The sequence below is a fragment of the Pseudoselenomonas ruminantium genome (genome assembly GCF_900113715.1).
In the GTDB taxonomy this organism is placed as follows: Bacteria; Bacillota; Negativicutes; order Selenomonadales; family Selenomonadaceae; genus Selenomonas_A; species Selenomonas_A caprae.
Genome location: NZ_FOQK01000018.1, coordinates 1 through 20518, shown reverse-complemented (window position 1 = coordinate 20518; position 20518 = coordinate 1). Strand labels below are relative to the sequence as shown.

Here is a 20518-nt window from a genome sequence, read left to right as displayed (position 1 = left end):
CAGCAAAAGCCTTGCAACTCACTCAGAATGTAGCCGCTACACTGAAATCGATCCGTGCGCTGTCCTGACGTTTTTCATAAAAATCTTTTTTCAAAGGGAACCCCACAGTCAAGGTACTATAACAATTTCTATACCTCTCCTCAAAGCCAAAACCTGCACTCATCAAGGTACGATGCTCAGGCGCTGTATCGCCCGCCACCGTTCCCCAATCAAAGAAAGGAAACACAGAAAAATACCTTGCCTTATCTAAGGGAATATGATATTCCACGCCTGCCGACAAGCCCCGTTCACCGCCAATGAATCCCTCTTCATAGCCCCTGACGCTATTGACGCCGCCGATAAAGAAGCGATTCGACGATGCTGTCAGAAAGCTGCTCGAACTCCACTGGCCATCCAGACGCGCCTGCAAGAATTGACCGCCATGGTAGCGCTTCTGCCAAAAGGAATTCAGCCGGTATATCCTTGCCGTATCCGATTTGCCATCAAGTTCGCTGCTGCGTGAAAAGACGAAAGAATGTTTATGATAGAATACACTGTTGTCGCCATAATGGGTAAAGGAAACATAGGGGATAATCCGCTGTATCTTATCATCGACCCAGGGAACTATTGATTTTGTTCCATGTCCCGCTTCCGTTTTGGCAGTTTGGTGTGCATACTGAAGACCTGCCTCATGACGAGAATGTTCCGTAATCTGAAACGGCACACGCCAAGTCAGCGAATAAGAGGTTGACTTACCTTCTACACCGAAAGGTTTTAACTCCCCATTCGTCACTTCCGTCTTATTGGCCGAATAATCCAGCTCAAGCCGCATCCCCTTCTGCGAGATAGGAACACTATATCCTAGCGACCAGGCCCTGGTTCCCTGACTGCGAAGGAACGTGGCCCGTAAAACATCACGGCTACCAGTCAGGCTCCGCAGTGTGTAGAATATTCCCTGCCGCCAGCGCCCGCTGCTGTCATAGCCATCATTATCCATATAGAGCGTAACCGTCTGGTTCTGTGGCTCAAAGGCTATGATCTCATAGTCGGTAGTCCCCTCCTGCTTTCCAGGCTTTACCACTACCCGCAGCTGAACATCGTTGGTACCGTGAAACCAGCGCAAATCACGATTCAACTTATCCGTATTAGTAACTTCTCCAGACTTCAGCCCCAGTCGGTCTGTGATATATCCCGCTCTGGTATGCTGGTTTCCTGTGATAGTAATCCCGCCTGTTTTTCCCTCTATGAGACGAATTTCAACTACGCCCTCATGAATACGCTGCGGCGGCAGTACCGCCCCACAAGTCATATACCCCTTTTGCTGATAAAGCGCCGTGATTTTCTCTGCCATCGCTTGCAAATCCTTTACGGTAACTTTACGGCCGATATACTCTGCCGTTACCGCATGAATTTCTTCGGGGGTAAGGATTTCCGAGGAATTATACGTTACCTGCCTGAGTTCGAAGTTAATTGCTATTTCTGCTTCTGCTTCCTGGCTCTTTTTTTCCTGCTCCACCTTTTTATTCTTCGCAGCTTCATCCTCTGCTATCTGTTCCCGCACACGCTCCCGTTCCATATCCCTGCGGTCTTTTTCCAGCTGAATACCAGCAACATCTGGTCCCATTTCAGCTTCTGCGGCAGGCATCGCATAACTCCCTGCCAAAATCCCCACAACAAGAGATACCCCCAACGATTTGAACGATTTCATCTACATAGCTCCCATCTATTCCCATATCATTTCGTAATCATATAATATTTCCCATATATAATTATATCGAAACAATGGGTTTAATTCTTAAATTTCTTACAGAAGACGCCTTTCCCAAGTATCGCTTCCAAGGTCAAAGGATACAATAAGGCTAATCAAATTTATATTCGACAATATATTGTCTTACTCCTGCTACGAAAAAGTATCATCGTCATGCCAATAAAAGGCTATGATTATGATTCTAAAGTCCAGCCTACTACCTCAATATAATTCCTTTCTAGGAAAATCATCTTATATCTATAGAGATTCGTTCTATTACAAAATATAAATAACGCTTCATACATTATATCTACAACGAAGGGGAGCTGTTGCATCGAAACATGCAACAGCTCCCTTTCGTTGTATCTTAAACAGAACATACTATTCTTTTTCCTTATAGGATATCTCCATTACCGAAAACTAACATTGAACTTGCTATTCGCTGAATCAAACGCATAGGAAGCCTGTGTCCCCTGTTTAAATCCTGCGCTGTAATCACCACCATTTTGATTATCAACAATTCCTTTATATAAACCACGCGCCCTATCTTCCTCCAGCGAAAACAACTCCAGTAATGCCTGCTTTTTCTTCGAATCTGCTGCCGCTGTAGAATCCAAACGTACACGAGCTTGATTTGCTCGCTCCACTAAATTACGTACATCATTTTTCAAACCATCATAACCTCGAAAGCTCGAATGATTAGCCAAATATTCATTGACACGATTTGCTGTCGTACCAATATCCGTATCAAGCATATCTTTTTCCCGCACGAATTCCTCTAAACTATCCCCTTTCGCTGCCGATACCATGGCTGATTGATTTTTCTGATGCCCCTTGCTCATATCATTAGCAGTTGTCTTATCAACAATCGCAGTTTTTTCTATATCGCCCGCCATCGATTGCGTATGTAAATAATACCCCCCAGCACCGATGAATAACAACACCGCTGCAATCAACGCCATACCTACAAGATTATTGCCATGATTTGGGCTTCTCGTGGCTTGAAGATCTTTCATTGCTGTCTGTTGCACAGCCATTTGCTCTTGCACTGGTGTTCCACATTTCATACAAAATTTATTCCCAGGTTGCAATTTCGTACCACACATTTTACAATAATTCGCTATCATTTTTTAATCATGCTATTATATTCATTCGCGTTTTCTCCCCTGACCTCCTTCTTCTACATAAAAAACGGCAATGTAAGTTCTACATTGCCGCTCAAATATATGCTGTTATTCCATATTCCTCATTTTAACGCAGGAATACGACATTCGTCGCATCGAGGAAATGGGTTGCCCCATTCTCGATCAATACGCGGTTGGCATCTGCCGTCGAGAGGATGGGATTGCCATTGTGGTTGTCGAGCGATACGGCCCGGACGACGAGCGGATTGCTGCCTGCGCGGGCAGCGCGGTTCATATCCGTCGTATAGCCGACCATACCATTGGCAACGACCTTGTCATAGTCGAGGTTCTTGTAACCGTAGATCGGCTGGCCGCTCTCATTCTTGATGACCGGGCTCATGACAGGCTTGAGTCCCAGGCCACGGCAGTCAACGATGAGACCCGTATAGCCGCCGATGGCACGTCCTGACGGTGCCGAGGCTGCCGACGAACCCTTGGACGATGCTGCCGAGCCAGTCGTACCCGTATTCGTGCCAGGCGTCGTCGTCCCTGTTCCCACATTGATATCGATATGGACCGACGACGGCATGGACGGAGCTACCGAGGGCACCGGCTCAGGGAACGTCTCCACTGCTGACGGACGCTCCATGACAGCGCTTGCCAGCGACGAAGATACGCCGAACATCGGCACCTCCATCGTGACTTCGTAGCCGCCGTCACTCGTCACGCTCTCGCTGACGATCCGGGCACCGCGGATCGTGGCATTGACTTTCGTGCGGATGACATCGCTCGTCACCTCAGCCATCTCCACCGTCGTCTCCGAGTCGATGTTGACACCACCAACATACTCAGCCAACTGGCGGTAGGCATCGACGATAGCCGCCCGGCGAGCCATCATACGGGCCTGCGACTGCGTGCGCGCCCGTGACGGTGCTACGCCGCCGCCCGTTGCGCGGATGACGCTGTTGTCCCAGTCCACATGGTCATTTGACGCGGCAAAAACCGTCGTCATGGACAGCACCATGATGGCGGTCATAGCAACAACAGTTGCCATGAGTTTGGATACTCTCATCATTTTCTTCCCCTCATTTCTTTGCAAAGGTATTTGTTCCAGTTATTTACCTAACTGTATATTAAACAAATTCTCTTAAAATCCTCTTGAAACAGGGTTTAAATTTGATTAAATAGTTGTAGAAGTCAACAAAGAGTATAACGCCCCCACCATACCTGCATCATTGCCCAAACGGGCAAATTCGAGCCGGGTCGACGTACGCATGGCTGGAACCACCAGCGCCTCCAGCCGCTGCTCCAGCCGCGGGCGCAGATAATCCTGCTGGGCCATGACACCGCCACCGAGTACAAACACCTCAGGATTCAGCAGGCAGTAGATATTGGCGATTCCCTCTGCGAGGTTGTCCACCATGTGCTCGATGGCCAGCACCGCATCGGCATCCCCTGCAAGAGCCCAGGCAAAGACCTGCTCACCCGTAAGCTCTGCCGGGGAGACATTATGGGAAGCAGCAGCCTCCACGAGCATCGCCCGTGTCGAAGCTGCCTCCTCAAAGATGCGCTGCTCACCATGCAGGCGCATGAAGCCGGCCTCGCCGGCGCTGAATCCCGCACCATGCCAGGCCTTGCCCTCAAGGATGAAACAGCCGCCGATTCCCGTGCCGACCGTCATCATGAAAGCCGACGACGCGCCCTTGGCAGCACCTTGCCAATACTCGCCCAGCGCAGCCGCATTGACATCATTCTCGACCACACACGGGACCCCGCAAGCCTCGCGTACCAGCTTACCAAGCGGAGTCCCGCTGTACCCTGGGAAACTGGTCTCACCGGCAAAGACAATCTCGCCCGTCACGGGATTGACAATGCCCGCCGTATCGATAGCCACACCGGCGATCGGCATCTCTGCCTGATACTGGCGGACAATCTCCACCACCTTGCGGACGATACCTGCACCGCCTTCTTCCCGGGCCAGTGTCGGCCGGTTCTTCTTGGCTGTGAAATTGCCCTGTGCATCGGTCAGGCCATATTTGATGGCCGTTCCACCGATATCTATTGCTACATAATTCTTCATGCTATACGCCACACTTTATCTGCGTTTTTTCTGCTCTTTCTTATTCTTCTTGGCATCCTTGCCATCCTTATCCGTCTGCTGCCCCTTTTCGAGCTGCTTCTGCGCCTCTTTTGTCAGCTTGGCGCCTTTTTCCTTTTCCGTGCGGGCAGCGATCTCAGAGCCATGCTGCTCTGCATACTCGAGGATGGCATGATAGAATTTCGCGTCAACATCCTTTTCGGACAGGTCAGCGATCTTGACCGTGCGCTTCACCGTCGTCGTGCCCAAAGTCCCCCAGTCGCTATCGAGGTCTTCGTGCTTGACGATCTCCACGGTCTGCTCCTTGACATGGAACAGCAGATACTCCGCACAGCCTGCCAGATCGCCATAGCCTGCCGTCGACTGGCCTTTCCAGCGGCGCTTGGAGACGACATCCTGGATCTGGATGGAATCATACGTCTTGAGTACCGGCACTGTCAGGATATCGAGATTGATATTCCCCTTCTCATCTTTGCCGAAATAGATATGCTGCTTATTGAAATAATAATTCTGACGGGCCGTCGACTGCACCCACTGATAGATTTCCTCCGAAATCGTTTCCTCTGCGTCTGCTTGCGGAGCTGCGGCAAACAGCAACGCTGCCGCGAGCAATCCCGCTCCCCATCGCATCTTCATGTAATCTTCCCCTTTAGCAATTGATTCATTCAAATGTCAGTAAGTATAACACCATCAGCTGAAAACACAATGAACTCAGTCTTCCATCTCCTTGTAGAGTTCATCCAGCTCATAAGGCGTCTCCTGATAGACGTAGTAATTGAGCCAGTTGGCAAACAGCAGATGTGCCACACTGCGCCAGCGGACAATCGGCGGGCGCGAGGGATCATCATCCGGGTAGTAGTTCTGCGGGATATTCGGGTTCATACCTGCCTTGAGGTCGCGGTCATACTCCTGCTTGAGAGTCGTCGGATCATATTCGGCATGGCCAGTGATGAAGAACTGCCGCTTGGCCAGGTTCGCGATGATATACGGGCCGGCTTCCTCATCCGATTCCGCCAGGATCGTAAGCTCAGGCACCTTCAGGATGTCTTCCTTATGCTCCTCCGTATGGCGCGAATGCGGCACATAGAACTCATCATCAAAACCACGCAGCAGGCGCTCATGAGCCACACAGGTATGATGCTTGAAGACACCGAAGATCTTCTCCGGTACCGGATACTTCGGAATGCCATAATGGTAGTAGAGTCCAGCCTGGGCGCCCCAGCAGATATGGAAGGTGGAATAGACATGCGTCTTGCTCCACTCCATGATCTCGGAAACCTCATCCCAGTAGGCTACCTCCTCGAACTTCATGTTCTCGACCGGCGCCCCGGTGATGATCATGCCATCGTATTTCTTATGGCGCACCTCATCAAACGTGCCATAGAACTGCGCGAGATAATCGCTGGGCGTATGGCTGGGCACGTAAGTCTCCGTGTAGATGAAGTCAACCTCTACCTGCAGCGGCGAGTTGCCCAGCAGGCGCAGCAGCTGAGTCTCCGTGATGTATTTGATTGGCATCAGGTTCAGGATCAATATCTTCAGCGGACGGATATCCTGGCTATAAGCTCGGTCCGCATCCATGACAAACAGATTCTCACTCTCGAGAATATGCGCCGCAGGCAGCGCATTCGGTATCTTGATTGGCATTCAACCACTTCCTTCGTTTCGCAATCTCGCCCAAGCTTTACACTTGAGCACATACTTTTTCCATTATACCATAAATGGCGCCATTCATTTACAGTCTTACAATAAAATAAGCCGGTTCCTTGCAGAACCGGCTCATGTCCATTTCATTTTTTCGGTGCATATAAGCGATAGTAGCGGTTGACCCACGTATCATACTGCTTGGCATAGTCGCGCAAGGCCGTGACCATCTGATACTCATCCGAGGTCGGCGGGATCATGCGGTAGTGGCCATCGAGCTCATTTTCCAGCGACTGCCAGCCCGTCTGAGGTGCCCAATGCGTGCCATTGATGACGAGCAATGTAGCCTCTGGCAGGTTCATCGCCATCTTGAGGAACTTGACATCGACGACCTTGCCATCGGTATCCTTTGTCTCCTGCCAGCTCCAGAAGATCAGGTTATTCTTTTCCATGCGCATCGTCGTCGTATCGGCAGCGATCGTATAGCGGATGCCATCGGGCGTCTGTTTCGTAAAGATATCGTACCAACGGTCTTTCGCCTCAGCCCGTGCCGTCTCACCGGCGCCCGGGAAAGCCCGGTCGATGGCAGCCTGATAGAATGCCGCATCAAAGGCCTGCGAGTTGATTTCCTTGCCCTTGGCATCGTTGTTGCGATAAGCCGCATCATTGGCATGCGACCAGATCACCGCGCCCGTCTTATCATGGAAATGTTCCTCCATATACCACACCTGACGCGTCTGCGGGTTTATCGACAGCAATGCCGTGCTATACGCAAGTTTCCCCGGATCACCGATCTTATCCAGCAGACCATATGCCGTCAGGGTTTCCTTGGCTCCCTCATAGCTGTATTCCGTCTTTGTCCAGGCCTGTACATCCGTCTCATAGGCTGCCTCCCCTGCCTTGCTGCGGCGTGGCATCGTCACGACAGACTGGTAATCGATATACTTGCTGTAATTATCGTCGGAGCTCAGCCAAAACCAGCCCGTTGGTGCCGGCTTGCTTACTGGCTGTGCCTCTGCCTGCGTCGCAGCCAGGCGTATCGTCGCCGTCCCAGGATCCGTATGCACGACCGTCTTAGCCGACACCGGTGCGGCCAGGAAAAGCCACAGCGAGCAGGCCCCCAGCCCCAAGATATACCTTGCTTCTTTTCTCATTGCTATCCACCTCTTTATCAGCGGTAATTTTATCGGAATATGTATTATTGTACCGTATTTGCGTGTGACTGGCAAATTTCCTGCCTGTCATTTTCCCCGCCCAGCATCTCCACATCATCCAGGATGCCCAGCAGCGCCGCAATCGCAATGCCATAGTTCGACATCGGCACGCCCTGCCTGCGGCACGCTTCGACGCGGCTCAGTACATACTTGCGATTGAACATGCACGCCCCGCAATGGATGACAAAATCAATGCCCGCCTGCCGCAGGTCCGCGGGAAAATCGCGGCCTGCTGTCACCGTGATCTCCAGCTGCCCGCCCAGGCGCTTGCGCAGCAGCTGCGGCAGCTTCACCCGGCCGATGTCTTCGGTCAGCGGCCGGTGGGTACAGGCCTCAGCAATCAGGATATGCGCATCAGCCGGAAGCTCCAGCAGCTTGCGGGCCGATGCGGCAAAATAAGCAATATCGCCCTTATAGCCTGCAAACAGCACGGAAAATGACGTCAGCCGGCTCGCTGCCGGTTTCTGTGCATGGACACTGCGGAATGCCTGCGAATCCGTGATGATGAGCTGTGGCGGCTCCTTGAGCAAAGCCAGCGTCGCTGCCATCTCATCCGTCGTGCAGCAGAGCACATGACAATGCCTGTCCAGCAGTTCCCGCAAAGTCTGTACCTGCGGCAGGATCAGCCGCCCCTTCGGTGCCTGTATATCCTGCGGCATGACCAGCAGGACTGTATCGCCTGCAGCACAAAGCCCTGCGGTGATACTCTCGGCCGCATAATCCTCTGGCAGCTGGCGGATCATTTCTGCCCGCAGCGCGTCCAGGCCGCTCTTTTCCGCAGCACTCACCACCAGCGGCGTCAGGCCTGTCTGTTCCTGTATCCTCCGGGATAGCTCCTGCCCACCATCAGCCCGCACATCGGCCTGGCTGACCACAGCTACCACAGGTGTCTTCGCCGCCTGCAGGCGCTTTATCCACTCGCACTCGCCAGCCATATCCTCATCGCTGAAAAGCACCAGCGCAATATCTGTTTCCTTGGCGGCCTGCTCGGTCCGGCCCACACGCAGTGCGCCGAGCTCCCCCACATCATCGAAACCGGCCGTATCGATGAATACCACTGGTCCGATGCCATGAAGCTCCATCGCCTTGTAAACCGGATCTGTTGTCGTCCCTGGTACAGCCGACACCGTTGCCACCTGCTGCCCCGTCAATGCATTGACCAAACTCGACTTGCCACTATTGCGCTTGCCAAACAGGCCGATGTGCAGCCGGTTGGCCCGCGGCGTATCATTAAGACTCATTTCTACTCACTCCTTGCGTCCTTCTTCTTATTCAGTATAGCACAGCCCCATCAAAATATGATACACTGTATGGGTACATCAACAGAAACAAAGGAGTCTTCATCCATGAGTGATTATACGAACTTCCAAGTAGGAGAACGCTTCCCGCTGCCCATCAAGAGCCAGCAGGATGGCGGCATGTTCCAGATTGATGCCAACGGCAGCATGTTCATCCTGCAGCTCTCGCGCACTGACGTCATCGCCACGGAAGCCTTCCGCACGGGCAAGATGGAGCTCGCGCTCTACGAGCAGGATGGTCTGCTGTTCTTCCTCTATCAGATTGACGGCATCTTCAAGGAAGGCTGGGGCGATGCGCCCTTCTCGCTTACGGGCATCAAGCCCGAACTCATGCCGACCGAGAAAAGCCTGCGGGACTCCGTACTGCATCTCTATCTTGTCGACACTACTCTGCAGATCTTGCTGGCCCAGCGTGAGGTCCAGGTAAACGAGAAATTCATGAGCATCCTGCGCAAGCACGTCAAGCACCAGCAGCAAAAACCGCTCTCCCCCGAAGGCTATCGCAAGAAAGTCCAGCAGATCTGGGCCCAGAAGACCTCTGCACAAATGCGTGAACAAGCCTGTGCCGTCCAAGAAGTCAAGCTCGACATCACCGTTCCCCAGCCGCCACAGAACCTGCACTGAATAAAGGCATAAAATAAAGGCGCCGCCTGCACGATAAAACAGGGACGCCATTCTTACATATTTTGTTACGCGACACCTTCAGCCACGTTGTTATCAATCTCACGGCTATCGAGCCATTCAGCTACTGCCTGATACTCTGCAGATTTGCGGTCTGACAAAGTCCGGCCGACCACGTCATGATTTTCAGCATAAGCTTTAAAACCGGTATGGCCCATCAGTTTAGCTGCTTTCGTGAACTGTTTTACGCGGACGGGAATAAACACATCTTCCATCCACTGAGAATAAATTTGCACTTTCATGATAATCTCTCCTTGTAACAAAAATCCTGATTGCAATTGATCGAATTGATGAAATAACCCTCCACATTATCTCGACCAATTCCCAATCATGCAAGTACAATCCTCTGTCATTGCTCCTCTGTTACAAGTTATATCGCTGATTATCACGAAAAACTTAAGCTCACGTAACAAAAATATGTAAAATCCTTAATCCACTTTTGATATCACTTTGTACTCTTATTCTACTACCACGCAGGTATCATGTCAATAGATTTGTTAGAATATTTTTTATAGTCGATAAACAATCTTTATCAACTTAATCCAGCTCGATAACCTTGCGTTTCCGCCCCGCCAATTGCAGAGTCGTTGTATAGCCAAATCCCTTCGCGTAATCAACAGCTTCCTGGTTATACGCGCCACAATCCTCCGGCTTATGGGCATCGGAGGTCGTGATGATCGGCAGGTCATATTTCGCTGCCAGCCGCATGAACTCCGGATACGGGGAAATCTCGGCAATCGGATAGCGGTACAGCGTCCCCGTGTTTACGTCGACAATCATATCCGCTTGCTTGAGTGCCTTGACCGCCCGCTCGAGATACGGGGTCACATCAAAATCAGGCAGGAACTTGAACAGGCGGATATTGAAAGGATGACCGAGCACATCATACAAACCAGCCGCAGCCAGCTTCTCGATTTCCTCCGTATACCATTCGTAGATATCTTCCAGCGGATGATTTTCCCATTCCGCCTTGATCTCCGCCGAATCATACGCCCAGCCATGCAGGAAGTGCACGGAGCCGATCACATAGTCAAACGGATACTCCTTGAGGATATCCCTGACCTTTCCCTGATCCTGGAAGTTGCAGACCTCAATCCCGGTCCGCACGGTATGCGTCCTGCGCAGCTCCGCCATGAAGGCAAAATATTCATCGAGCGTATACTTGAATTTGTTCGACTTGAGCCACTGCTGCTGGAACCGTCCGATGAACGAATCATCGAGCACCAGGTCCTCATAGTAGAGCTCCTTGAATTCCGGAAATGTATGCGAATGCTCGGAAATGCCGATTTCCGCCAGTCCCCGTGCCTTGGCCGCCGTGAAGAAACCTTCCACCCAATCCTTGTCGTAGGCCCCCTTCTCAAAATGCATATGGTAATCGATCTTCATCGTATCAACCTCCCCATCAAAAAACCTGCAACCCCATTGTAGCATATCCGCTCACGAAGTTACAGGTTTACACCATTTCTTTATTTGTCGCAGAGTCCCTGCTGGATGAGCCGGCCAACGGCCTGCATGACACCACCAGCGGTATTGGCCGGTGCTGCAAAACGTGCCAGGGATCTGATGGCCGGCTGGGCATTTGCCACAGCAAAACTATAAGCTACTGCCTTCAACATATCCGCATCGTTGGCATAATCGCCAAACGCCACACATTCCTCAGCTTCCAGCCCCAGATAGTGCTGCACCTGCTTGACAGCTGCGCCCTTGTTCACCCCCGGGGCCATGACATCCACCCAGCGGTCGTCCGCATAGGCAATCTGCACCCGCGCACCGAATTCCCTGAGCTGCGGGCAGATCCGCTGCTTTGCCCGCCCCTCCGGCACAAAAAAGGCCAGCTTGAGCACCTCATCGTCCACTGCCGCCCAATCGTCCACCAGCTCCCACCGCGTGCCATAACGTGCCAGCTCGGCCCGCAGCCGCATATCGATCTTCCTGCGGCGCAGATAAGCGGCCCGCTTGCCCCCGAGCAGGACGCAGACCTGCTCATCTGCCGCAAACCTTGCCAAAAGATCTGCCGCCAGCTGCCGCTCCAGCGCACACGAAACAATCTCCTGGCCCCGATACTGAGCCAAGGCTCCATTTTCCGCGATGAACAGGAATTCCTCCTGATAGGGGGCAAACAGCGTCAGCAATGATGGATACTGGCGCCCGGAGCACGGCGCAAAGAGGATTCCGCGCGCATGCAGCTGCTGGATCATATCATCAAAACCTGCGGGCAAGCGCCCCTTGTCATCCAGCAATGTCCCATCCATATCCGACAGTATCAGTCTGATCATCGGCAGCCTCCTGACACAAACTCCGTGCAGAACAATGTTCCGCACGGAGTTTCCTGCTTATTCGCCACGTCGGCCATGGTACAGGCACCACGGCTCCTCTGACATATAGTCGCCCTCATGATAATAGGCTGCACGTGCCCGGCAGCCGCCACAGGCACCCTTGTACTGGCAAGTACCGCAGCCGCCGCTGTAATCCAGCGTGCGGAGTTTCTGGAGCACCTCATTGTTCGCCCAGATCTCATCAAACGGCGTCTCGCGCACATCACCGAGCTCCATATTGAGGTAGGCGCACGGCTGCACCTTGCCTCGCGGGCTGATGATGCAGTAGGACAGTCCCGCCAGGCAGCCGCGATGGAAACGGCTCTTGACACCAAGCTGATCGGCAATGCGCAGGAACTGCGGCGCACACGTCGGCTTGAGCTCGATGTCCACCTCTTCCTGCTTCTTCATGATGCGTGTAAGCACGCTCTCATACTGCTCTGCCCGCAGCGATTCTTCCTCGATGGTCTTAGCTCGCCCCGTTGGCACGAGGAAGAAGAAATGGACAGCCTTGGCACCAAGCTCGACGGCGAAATCAACCATAGACTCGATTTCTGCCTGATTCCAATCCATGATTGTCATATGGATCTGGAACGGCAGGCCAACTGCCTTGCAGTTCTTCATACCTTGCACCGCGCCATCCCAGCCACCGGGGAAGCTGCGGAACTTATCGTGCTTTGCCTTGTCGAGGGAGTCCAGAGAGATGCCCATGCCACGCGCACCGGCCTCAGTGAGCTTCTTGGCCACCTCCGGCGTGATCAGCGTACCATTCGTGCCGAACACCGGGATCAAGTGCAGATCCGACGCATACTTCACGAGCTCAAAGATATCGGGGCGCGTCAACGGCTCACCGCCCGAGAAGATCATAATCTTGAAACCGGCCTTGGCAATCTCACGCAGGAGTTTCTTGGCCTCCTCGGTATTCAGCTCTTCCTCAGCCTTGCAGCCCGCATCACGGTAGCAATGCGCACAGTACATATTGCAGGCATTCGTCGTATTCCAGGAAATGATTTTCATCTTACTTGCCCTCCGTCAGACCGATTTCCTCATCCGTGAGGTAGCAGGACGGATCAGATTCCCAGAAGTCTCCCGTGACTGCCTCAGCCCGCGTGCGGAAATTGCCGTTGCAGTTGTCCAGCCATCTGCACTTGGCACAGCGTCCCTTGAGAAGATGCTTGCGGTCTTTGAGTCCAGCCATGATGGGATTGGATACATCCGACCAGATATCGCCGAACTTGCGGTCACGCACATTGCCGAACGTATGGTGCTGCGTGAACTGATCCGGATGCACATAGCCGAGCGGGTCGACCTCGCCAAACGCGATGCCCGAACGGTTGCCACCATTCATCGCGATATACTTCTTGATCTGCTCAGCCACCTTATCCTCGCCAGCAGCCAGTGCCTTGAGATACATATAGACGCCATCGCAGTGGTTGTCTACGGTCAGGATTTCCTTCTCAAGACCGCGCTCCTCGAAATCCTTCGTGCGGCGGATGATCGTATCCATTGCCCGGCGGGATTCCTCTGCCGTCACATCCTGATCCACCATGTGCTCGCCACGACCCGAATAGACCAGATGATAGAAGCAGACACGATTGATGTTCTCGCGCTCGATGAAGTCAAAGATATTATCGAGTTCCTTGATGTTGTGATGGTTGATGGTAAAGCGCAGGCCCACGCGCTGGCCAACTGCCACGCAGTTCTTGATGCCCTGCATGGCTTTCTCGAAAGCCCCCTCGACCCCGCGGAACTTGTCGTTGACATCCTTGAGGCCATCCAGGGAAATGCCGACATATCCCACGCCGATATCCTTGATGCGCTGCGCAACTTCACGGGTGATCAACGTGCCATTCGTCGACAGCGTCGGACGCACGCCTTTCTGCTGCGCGTACTCGGCCAGCTCGAAGAAATCCGGCCGGATCAGCGGCTCACCGCCCGAAAACAACAGTACCGGCACATGGAAATCTGCCAGATCATCGATGAATTTCTTGGCCTCCGCCGTCGTCAGCTCGTCCTTATATTTCTGCGCATCCGAGCCCATATAGCAATGCATGCATTTGAGATTGCAGGTTTTCGTGGAATTCCAGACAACGACCGGCCCCATCCCTTCCGCTGCTCCATTGCGCATCGTATGGGCATTCTTCGTATACCGCAGGCCATCGCCAAAATAATCGCGGGCAAATAAAAGCTTCGTTACACTGATCATTATTTCGTACTCTCCTAAATCACACTGAATCACACACAAATCAAACGTTGGCGCACTCCGCACGGATACCATCCAGCAGCAGGCGCGTCTTCATCGCCACATTCTCCTGGAACGAGATATTGAGCTTGCTGAATGCCGCCGCCTGATAAATCGAATGGAACATCTCCGCGATAAGTTCTGCCGGCACATCACTGCGCACCTCGCCCTTTTCCTGTCCCTCGCGCAGGATACGCTCAAAGATCACCTTGAACCCTGGCGAGAGAACCTTCGTCTGCTTATCGCTCCCCTCCGGCAGGCCGGAATGGTCAGCTGCCGACAAAAACAGCGGCAGCACATAGCGGTTCTTGTCCAGGAAGGCCGCCGTGATGCGGCAGCCAGCCTCCAGGAGATCTCTGGCCGGCCGGTTCTGGGCGCGCAATTCCTTCAGCTCCGTTGCCACCTCGCGCACCATTTCCTGCATCAGCTGGACAAGGATTTCCTCCTTGGACTGAAAGTAATTGTAGAACGTTCCGATGCCCAGATCCGCGGCATTCATGATATCTGCTACGGAAGTCTCCTTGAATCCCTTGTGGCTGAACTGCTCCACAGCCGCAGCAAGGATGGCCTGGCGAGAGAGCATTTTCTTTCGCTCCCGGCGCCCCATCTTCTCCTCCATCTCCATCGCTCTCCTAACTATGCCTGCATTTTGTATTAATGCTCATTCTATATTATCGTTCTCTTTTATTATAATCGAAAACTATTTCGCTGAAAAGAGAAAAATGAACTATATTCATAATTTTACCAACAACTGCATCCACCAGAAAACAATCGAAAAAAATTTTAAAATAAATCACAAAAACCTGTTGACATATCCCCCTGCCAGTGATATTATAATATCCGTTGATTGCGATAGCGGTCAGCAAACAGAATATCAACCATGACTCAGTAGCTCAGCTGGATTAGAGTATTTGACTACGAATCAAAGGGTCGGGGGTTCGAGTCCCTCCTGGGTCACCATTTTGAAATATGATAGCCACGTCAAATGGCTGTTTATAAGACTTCTAGTATACTTACTAGGGGTCTTTTTTCGTATTCACGCCAACGGCTTTCCCAACTGGAGCTACTTAACTTCTTCGATGTGGTACAAAAACACAAGTCAAGTATAGGTAAAACAAGCACCTTCTGAGGGGGACTATATAAGACTTGTAAAAGGTAAGAAAAAAACTTAAAAAAACAAGCGTGGATTATTTGTAGTAATTTACGGTACACGCGGACACGAATCGGAGGAATGAAAAATGATGTTAGGAAGGAGCATGGATATTTTCCTACTGGCAAAGCGCGGGGAACTGGTGAGCGAGAACACAATTAAATATTATGCGTATTGGTGCAAGGACTTCGCACGATATGTAGCAGAATTAGGCGTGTTGGACTGGCAGGAAGTAACGGCGGAGCACTTACAAAGTTATCTTTATAATGAGTTGTTGACGAATCGGAAGGTTAGGAAGGTTACCGTACATGATAGTTACAGAGCCATAAAAGCGTGGAATCGGTACTTAAAGAAGAAATCTTATATACCTAATTGTATAGCTGACGAAATCGAATCACCAAAGCAGGGAAAGAAAATTCCTAGAACTTTTACGGCGCAGGAAGTGCAGGCTATGTTTAAGCAGTGCGAGGGGTACGGCTTTACCAGTAAAAGAGAAAAAGCAATGCTGACATTGTTGTTAGGCACAGGAATAAGAAAATCAGAGTTGTGCGGGCTACTCCTTTCCGATGTGGATATAGAGAACGGCATAATTAAGGTGACAGGCAAGGGCGACAAGCAGAGGATTATTCCAATAGGTAGGAAGGTGGTTAGGGCGTTAGGCGAATACAGAGAGATTAGGGACAGCAAAAATTTTTTTATCCGTAGTAAATATTATTTTGTGAATATCCACGGTGCAAGGTTATCCATACCAACGGTGAACAGTATATTCAAACGAATCAAGGAGAAGTCAGGGTTACAAGGAGAGCGTGTTTCCTGCCATACGTGGCGGCACACCTTCGCTAAATCCTACTTAATGAACGGCGGGGATATATTCAGCTTGCAAAAAATCATGGGGCATTCTGACTTGACCACGACTAAACGTTATTTGAACTTGAACGAAAAGGAAATTCAAACTCAGTATGACAAGTTTAATCCAGTAGATAATTTGGACTGGTGCTTGTAGAACTGGTTACCAGTAAATATCACACCTACGCAAGTTATCCCTCAACACTTATGCTTTACTATTGTTAATTATCATTATTCGTTCTCCAGATCGAAAAATATCTATACACCCTTATCACTTTATTTTTTTGATAGATATCAGCTTACTGTCGACGTTTTTCACACAACTTCTCTATATATCTTTTCGGGAAAATATAATTGTTAATATCGCAAAATTCTTTTAATTGTTCAAAAGAAGTAGGCTTATCATTGCCACCACAAAACTTATGAAAAGCCCTATGAATACTTTTTTTCATCACCACAGGAACAGCAAACTCTTTATTTAGCATTTTCACCTCTGATTCTATCGCTATTATTTCGTCCGTACAATAGTCGCTTAGTTTTTTTAATATCGGTAACTTCAATTCTAAAAATGCCATATCTAATATTTCTCGAAAGCTAACCTCTATATGATGTACATTCAACACATCTTTTCTGCTAGTTTTTTCACCTGTAAGTTCGCATCTATTTCCCGCTGCTTGAAATTGCTCTATTTTCCAATTTTCTACACACCCTCTTAATGCATGATACAGTTCAGTCCTCCCCCCTTTCCAATTAGGGCTATTCCCCCCCCTTAACCCTTCTCGTACACACTGGTCGCATCTAACACCTTGTTGAAAATCATTATATCTAATTTTAATCTCATGCCCCTTAGGACAAATCACCTCCAATTCATCACGACTATGCACATATGTAGACAAAAGCGTATATCCTTCTTTTGCAAATTCTTTCTTAACCTTATCATTGCTATACGATTGCCGTTCACTACAATCATTCCCCTTACAAATCGGACACCTAGCCTCTTGTTGAAAATCATTAAATCTCATAGGAAACGAATGTCCTTTAGGGCACAAAAATTCCAACTTTTGTTTATTATTCGTATAGTTTTTCGATAGCACTTTATATCCATACTCTTGAGCATATTTTTTTACATATCCCAATGTATGTCTTTTCACACCTGAGCATTTAGGGCACCGCTGTCCACTTGCGAATTGTGCATAAGCCATTTTGAACGGTTTATGATTAGGATTTGGACATTTTAAATTTAATTTAACCCTATTATTAGTATAAACTTTGTCCTGTAATTCATACCCTTTCGATTCAATATACTCTTTCACTTTATCATAAGACAAACTAATCTTTTTCAATTTCTCTATTTCACTACATTTTTGGCATCCTCTGCCAGCATGGAATTTATGATACGTTAGTTGGAATTCCCGATGATTTTCTTTAGGACAATAAAACGCCAATAAAGTTTCACAATTAATATACTCCTTACTCAATAATTCATATCCTCTTTCTCTAGCCTCTTCTCGTACCATATCTATTGTTATTTTTCTTTTCATAAAAACACTCCTCCTACATTTCCAAATACTATAGCACATCAAAAAATCTCAACGATATAACAATCCCATCATAAATGCCATACGTGTTCAATATGCCAACATATTAAAAAATCATATTCATTAGTTCTCATAAAGCTATATATGTATAGGTGCTATCTCCCCTCCATCTATATCATTTTCGACAGGAAATATGCGTTCTCTTAAATCACTTCGTTCAATCATGCGTGGCTCTAAAGCACCTACTCATGATTCATTGAGGTTACATATTATGTTTTTACCACATCGGAAGAATTCTCCTGTTGCCATGCTTAATCTTTGTTGCGCCGTACCCCGTCCAGTAATAGCGCTATATTTTGATTGCGCGCCTATCCTTGGGGTAACTGATTCGTTCACGCCCCGCCTAGTAATCAGCCTGTCTACTGGTTACGCCGTCCTATTGTTTCGCTCCTTCCCTTCGGTCACTCCCTCAATTCGGCTTACGCCTCACTCCCCTTTTGTCCTATACTCATTTTTCCGATTCGATAATAAAAACCCGTTTGCTTGCAAATGGTGCGAAACGAAGTTGAGCAGATAACAACGGCTATAAGTTTTAGATTACGTCAATTGTTAAGATAGATAATATACAGAGAGACGAACTCGCCTAAAAATGCTGTTCAGTCTTACAGCCATGCGGAATACACCAATTTGAAAAGCGGTACAGTTCGAACCCGTATTTGCTAAAAAAACGGTACAGTTTGAACCCGTTTATTGAAATAAGTTATGGATTTCCTTCAATATAGTGTCTTGTCCAATCGTGCCTATTCTCCAATTTAGATGAAATTTACCGCCATATTTAGCTATAAGCCCTTTTCCTACTAACGATTCAACCGCCTTGCGCCCTTGTCTCTTGTCCTTAATTCCTGCCGCTACACCTAAGTCAGTAGCTTTTTTTATTTCATGGTTATTGCCTGTTAGTATAGCGTTGTCCTTCCCTCTTAAATGATTGTGGTCTAATACATAGTGCATAACTCTCTGCTCTGTTTTGGTTAGCTCTTTAGGATATTCGTGGAGTCTTACAAATTGCAATCCTAATTTTATGTACTGTAAAGACTCCTTCCTAATTATCCTGTCTCCTTTTCGTGCTAATTCACCTTCCTCTATTTCGCCTGTCTCTAAATTTGCATATCGCGCCACTCTAACACCTCCTATTTTTTCGCGCTAACTGTTTGTTTTCTCGCCGTGTTCTGAAATTGTCCACAAGAAAATAGTTGTATCTTGATTTCCTCAGTTCCTCGATTCGATTTTCTTCTTCGCCAAACTTGCGCCTACGCTCATACATCGCCCTATTGCGCCATAGCTTGCGACCTAACCTGCTCGCGTTTTGTGGTGTCATAATTTCACCTCCCTTCTCAACCTCTATAAAAAAAATCACCGCCAACATACTAGGAACATAAAAAACACAATCCCATATATATTGTCAGTGACTTTTCACCCATTTATATATATTTGCAGTGACAAATTAGACGATTTTAGGATTTTTTTGAAATTTCTTCTCTCCCATTCCAATCGCTTGCCTATGGTTTGTCTATGCTTTCTTTTTATGGCCGATAGCGTTGGTACATTCGCTATTGGTAAAGGACTATGAGCAGGATTATCGTGTGTGTCCGTTTTGTGCTGAACATATAAAGAAAGAAGCAAAAGTATGCAGATATTGTGGTAAGGATATGCCTGTATATTTTATGCGTAGAACTCGCTCTAAAAAATGATATAGGTATACTATTAGGTTATAGTGGGGCAAGATTTTCATATATCGTAAATCAGATTGTCCGAAATGGAGCATTATGTTCAACGGAAAACGGATTATTACAAACAGTATCGAGACATAATGTCATTAAGAAATATTGTCAATTATTATCAATAAGGTGGCAGTTGTAACGATTTTTAGGCGTGAGCCTAGCAATTTCAAGGCTTCAAAGGTTGCCAACGATAACAGGACGGGTGTTACTGTGCAGCTTTTGGGGCTTTTTTTGCGTTACGGGCGTTACGGCAAATCCAAACTATGATAACTTACAGGAAAATCGACACCTAAAATCAGCAGGGGTATACCAACCATAGGGCAATGCTCTGGAGGTGTCAGAAATAGACTATTAGACTAGGAAAAACGGCAGAAAAACGGGGGTATTATTGCCAATCATCAGTAGCCCATGCCACAAAGAACAACAGACCGAGCACACACAATGCGGTAAATCCCATGATAATCAACTCCTTTTCGTGCAGGTTCGGCAGATTAGCAGGACAATCCTTTCTCCGATTCGAGGAAATTTCCTTGCACACAAAAAAAAGAGAGCACATCTGATGATATGCCCTCTGTCTGGTTCTTCAGGGTCAAGGCCAGGTGTCAGTGATAGGTTTCTGCTTATTCAATATGTCCTTCATTTCCTTCATGTACTGTCTCCTTGCTTCCTCAGGGTCGATGGTGGGTTTTGGGGGAGCAGAAGGAGTCGGTTTTGGCATTGGTTTTTCTTTATCCCAATTCCATAAGTCTTTTAAACCTTTTATAAGTTTACGAAATGGATTTTCAGGATTAGGATTGCTTGTAGGAGAGGCTTGCTTTATTGCCCCACCAGTTACCATGTCCAGTTCCATATCGTCCAGTTTGT

General features: G+C 49.0%; 20 protein-coding genes and 1 tRNA gene. 4 read left to right on the top strand and 17 right to left on the bottom strand.

Annotated features, from left to right (window positions below; translation table 11 throughout):
- Positions 1–22 precede the first annotated feature (22 nt).
- The 8 genes from BM181_RS10040 to hydF all read right to left on the bottom strand — a co-directional run bounded on the left by BM181_RS10040 (position 23) and on the right by hydF (position 9047).
- Positions 23–1687: a ShlB/FhaC/HecB family hemolysin secretion/activation protein gene (locus tag BM181_RS10040; RefSeq protein ID WP_075444572.1), complete on the bottom strand. Its 1665-nt coding sequence runs from the start codon at positions 1685–1687 to the stop codon at positions 23–25.
- Between the two features lie 449 nt (positions 1688–2136).
- On the bottom strand, positions 2137–2853 hold the full coding sequence (locus BM181_RS10030) for a zinc-ribbon domain-containing protein (protein WP_075444568.1): 717 nt from the start codon (positions 2851–2853) through the stop codon (positions 2137–2139).
- Positions 2854–2977: 124 nt separating this feature from the next.
- Positions 2978–3922, bottom strand: coding sequence for an LPP20 family lipoprotein (locus tag BM181_RS10025; RefSeq protein ID WP_075444641.1), 945 nt, complete (start codon positions 3920–3922; stop codon positions 2978–2980).
- A gap of 108 nt (positions 3923–4030) precedes the next feature.
- Complete coding sequence (locus tag BM181_RS10020; protein WP_075444566.1) at positions 4031–4930, bottom strand: ROK family protein; 900 nt, start codon at positions 4928–4930, stop codon at positions 4031–4033.
- Positions 4931–4945: 15 nt separating this feature from the next.
- A complete protein-coding gene (locus tag BM181_RS10015; protein WP_075444564.1) occupies positions 4946–5584 on the bottom strand; it encodes a hypothetical protein in 639 nt (212 codons plus the stop codon).
- A gap of 75 nt (positions 5585–5659) precedes the next feature.
- Positions 5660–6595: a homoserine O-acetyltransferase MetA gene (gene metA / locus BM181_RS10010; RefSeq protein WP_075444562.1), complete on the bottom strand. Its 936-nt coding sequence runs from the start codon at positions 6593–6595 to the stop codon at positions 5660–5662.
- 143 nt (positions 6596–6738) lie between these two features.
- Complete coding sequence (locus BM181_RS10005; protein WP_075444560.1) at positions 6739–7746, bottom strand: hypothetical protein; 1008 nt, start codon at positions 7744–7746, stop codon at positions 6739–6741.
- Positions 7747–7790: 44 nt separating this feature from the next.
- Positions 7791–9047, bottom strand: a complete 1257-nt coding sequence (gene hydF / locus BM181_RS10000; protein ID WP_075444558.1) for a [FeFe] hydrogenase H-cluster maturation GTPase HydF — start codon at positions 9045–9047, stop codon at positions 7791–7793.
- Between the two features lie 105 nt (positions 9048–9152).
- Between hydF and BM181_RS09995 the strand changes: the two genes are divergently transcribed.
- Positions 9153–9728, top strand: a complete 576-nt coding sequence (locus BM181_RS09995) for a hypothetical protein (protein ID WP_075444556.1) — start codon at positions 9153–9155, stop codon at positions 9726–9728.
- A gap of 65 nt (positions 9729–9793) precedes the next feature.
- Here the strand turns inward: BM181_RS09995 and BM181_RS09990 are convergent, their stop codons facing one another.
- From BM181_RS09990 to BM181_RS09965, 6 genes are all read right to left on the bottom strand, one after another.
- Positions 9794–10027 carry a hypothetical protein gene (locus BM181_RS09990; protein WP_075444554.1) on the bottom strand — a complete coding sequence of 78 codons (234 nt, stop codon included), beginning with the start codon at positions 10025–10027 and terminating at the stop codon, positions 9794–9796.
- 295 nt (positions 10028–10322) lie between these two features.
- Positions 10323–11171, bottom strand: a complete 849-nt coding sequence (locus BM181_RS09985) for a histidinol-phosphatase (RefSeq protein WP_075444552.1) — start codon at positions 11169–11171, stop codon at positions 10323–10325.
- Between the two features lie 80 nt (positions 11172–11251).
- Entirely contained in the window at positions 11252–12061 is an 810-nt protein-coding gene (locus BM181_RS09980) for a Cof-type HAD-IIB family hydrolase (RefSeq protein WP_075444550.1), read from the bottom strand.
- 57 nt (positions 12062–12118) lie between these two features.
- A complete protein-coding gene (nirJ2, locus tag BM181_RS09975; RefSeq protein WP_075444548.1) occupies positions 12119–13117 on the bottom strand; it encodes a putative heme d1 biosynthesis radical SAM protein NirJ2 in 999 nt (332 codons plus the stop codon).
- A gap of 1 nt (position 13118) precedes the next feature.
- The gene (gene nirJ1, locus BM181_RS09970; RefSeq protein ID WP_075444546.1) at positions 13119–14306 is read right to left on the bottom strand and encodes a putative heme d1 biosynthesis radical SAM protein NirJ1; all 1188 of its coding nucleotides are present in this window, start codon (positions 14304–14306) and stop codon (positions 13119–13121) included.
- Positions 14307–14346: 40 nt separating this feature from the next.
- Positions 14347–14961, bottom strand: coding sequence for a TetR/AcrR family transcriptional regulator (locus BM181_RS09965; protein WP_082336262.1), 615 nt, complete (start codon positions 14959–14961; stop codon positions 14347–14349).
- A 263-nt stretch (positions 14962–15224) separates the two neighbouring features.
- Between BM181_RS09965 and BM181_RS09960 the strand changes: the two genes are divergently transcribed.
- Together BM181_RS09960 and BM181_RS09955 are read left to right on the top strand one after the other, a co-directional pair.
- Positions 15225–15302, top strand: a tRNA-Arg gene (locus tag BM181_RS09960).
- 278 nt (positions 15303–15580) lie between these two features.
- Entirely contained in the window at positions 15581–16495 is a 915-nt protein-coding gene (locus tag BM181_RS09955; RefSeq protein ID WP_075444544.1) for a tyrosine-type recombinase/integrase, read from the top strand.
- 142 nt (positions 16496–16637) lie between these two features.
- Here BM181_RS09955 and BM181_RS09950 read toward each other — a convergent pair whose 3' ends face one another.
- Positions 16638–17879, bottom strand: a complete 1242-nt coding sequence (locus tag BM181_RS09950) for a hypothetical protein (RefSeq protein ID WP_075444542.1) — start codon at positions 17877–17879, stop codon at positions 16638–16640.
- A 744-nt stretch (positions 17880–18623) separates the two neighbouring features.
- Positions 18624–19052: a hypothetical protein gene (locus BM181_RS09945; RefSeq protein ID WP_075444540.1), complete on the bottom strand. Its 429-nt coding sequence runs from the start codon at positions 19050–19052 to the stop codon at positions 18624–18626.
- 464 nt (positions 19053–19516) lie between these two features.
- Between BM181_RS09945 and BM181_RS15780 the strand changes: the two genes are divergently transcribed.
- Positions 19517–19624: a zinc ribbon domain-containing protein gene (locus BM181_RS15780; protein WP_371263030.1), complete on the top strand. Its 108-nt coding sequence runs from the start codon at positions 19517–19519 to the stop codon at positions 19622–19624.
- 619 nt (positions 19625–20243) lie between these two features.
- Here the strand turns inward: BM181_RS15780 and BM181_RS09930 are convergent.
- Positions 20244–20518: hypothetical protein (locus BM181_RS09930; RefSeq protein WP_218150112.1), on the bottom strand; the 275-nt coding region annotated here is incomplete at its 5' end.

What these genes read in the sequence shown, in the direction of transcription:
- BM181_RS10040 (WP_075444572.1), bottom strand. Translation starts at nt 1,687, where the DNA reads ATGAAATCGTTCAAATCGTTGGGGGTATCTCTTGTTGTGGGGATTTTG.
- BM181_RS10030 (WP_075444568.1), bottom strand. Translation starts at nt 2,853, where the DNA reads ATGATAGCGAATTATTGTAAAATGTGTGGTACGAAATTGCAACCTGGG.
- BM181_RS10025 (WP_075444641.1), bottom strand. Translation starts at nt 3,922, where the DNA reads ATGAGAGTATCCAAACTCATGGCAACTGTTGTTGCTATGACCGCCATC.
- BM181_RS10020 (WP_075444566.1), bottom strand. Translation starts at nt 4,930, where the DNA reads ATGAAGAATTATGTAGCAATAGATATCGGTGGAACGGCCATCAAATAT.
- BM181_RS10015 (WP_075444564.1), bottom strand. Translation starts at nt 5,584, where the DNA reads ATGAAGATGCGATGGGGAGCGGGATTGCTCGCGGCAGCGTTGCTGTTT.
- metA (WP_075444562.1), bottom strand. Translation starts at nt 6,595, where the DNA reads ATGCCAATCAAGATACCGAATGCGCTGCCTGCGGCGCATATTCTCGAG.
- BM181_RS10005 (WP_075444560.1), bottom strand. Translation starts at nt 7,746, where the DNA reads ATGAGAAAAGAAGCAAGGTATATCTTGGGGCTGGGGGCCTGCTCGCTG.
- hydF (WP_075444558.1), bottom strand. Translation starts at nt 9,047, where the DNA reads ATGAGTCTTAATGATACGCCGCGGGCCAACCGGCTGCACATCGGCCTG.
- BM181_RS09995 (WP_075444556.1), top strand. Translation starts at nt 9,153, where the DNA reads ATGAGTGATTATACGAACTTCCAAGTAGGAGAACGCTTCCCGCTGCCC.
- BM181_RS09990 (WP_075444554.1), bottom strand. Translation starts at nt 10,027, where the DNA reads ATGAAAGTGCAAATTTATTCTCAGTGGATGGAAGATGTGTTTATTCCC.
- BM181_RS09985 (WP_075444552.1), bottom strand. Translation starts at nt 11,171, where the DNA reads ATGAAGATCGATTACCATATGCATTTTGAGAAGGGGGCCTACGACAAG.
- BM181_RS09980 (WP_075444550.1), bottom strand. Translation starts at nt 12,061, where the DNA reads ATGATCAGACTGATACTGTCGGATATGGATGGGACATTGCTGGATGAC.
- nirJ2 (WP_075444548.1), bottom strand. Translation starts at nt 13,117, where the DNA reads ATGAAAATCATTTCCTGGAATACGACGAATGCCTGCAATATGTACTGT.
- nirJ1 (WP_075444546.1), bottom strand. Translation starts at nt 14,306, where the DNA reads ATGATCAGTGTAACGAAGCTTTTATTTGCCCGCGATTATTTTGGCGAT.
- BM181_RS09965 (WP_082336262.1), bottom strand. Translation starts at nt 14,961, where the DNA reads ATGGAGGAGAAGATGGGGCGCCGGGAGCGAAAGAAAATGCTCTCTCGC.
- BM181_RS09955 (WP_075444544.1), top strand. Translation starts at nt 15,581, where the DNA reads ATGATGTTAGGAAGGAGCATGGATATTTTCCTACTGGCAAAGCGCGGG.
- BM181_RS09950 (WP_075444542.1), bottom strand. Translation starts at nt 17,879, where the DNA reads ATGAAAAGAAAAATAACAATAGATATGGTACGAGAAGAGGCTAGAGAA.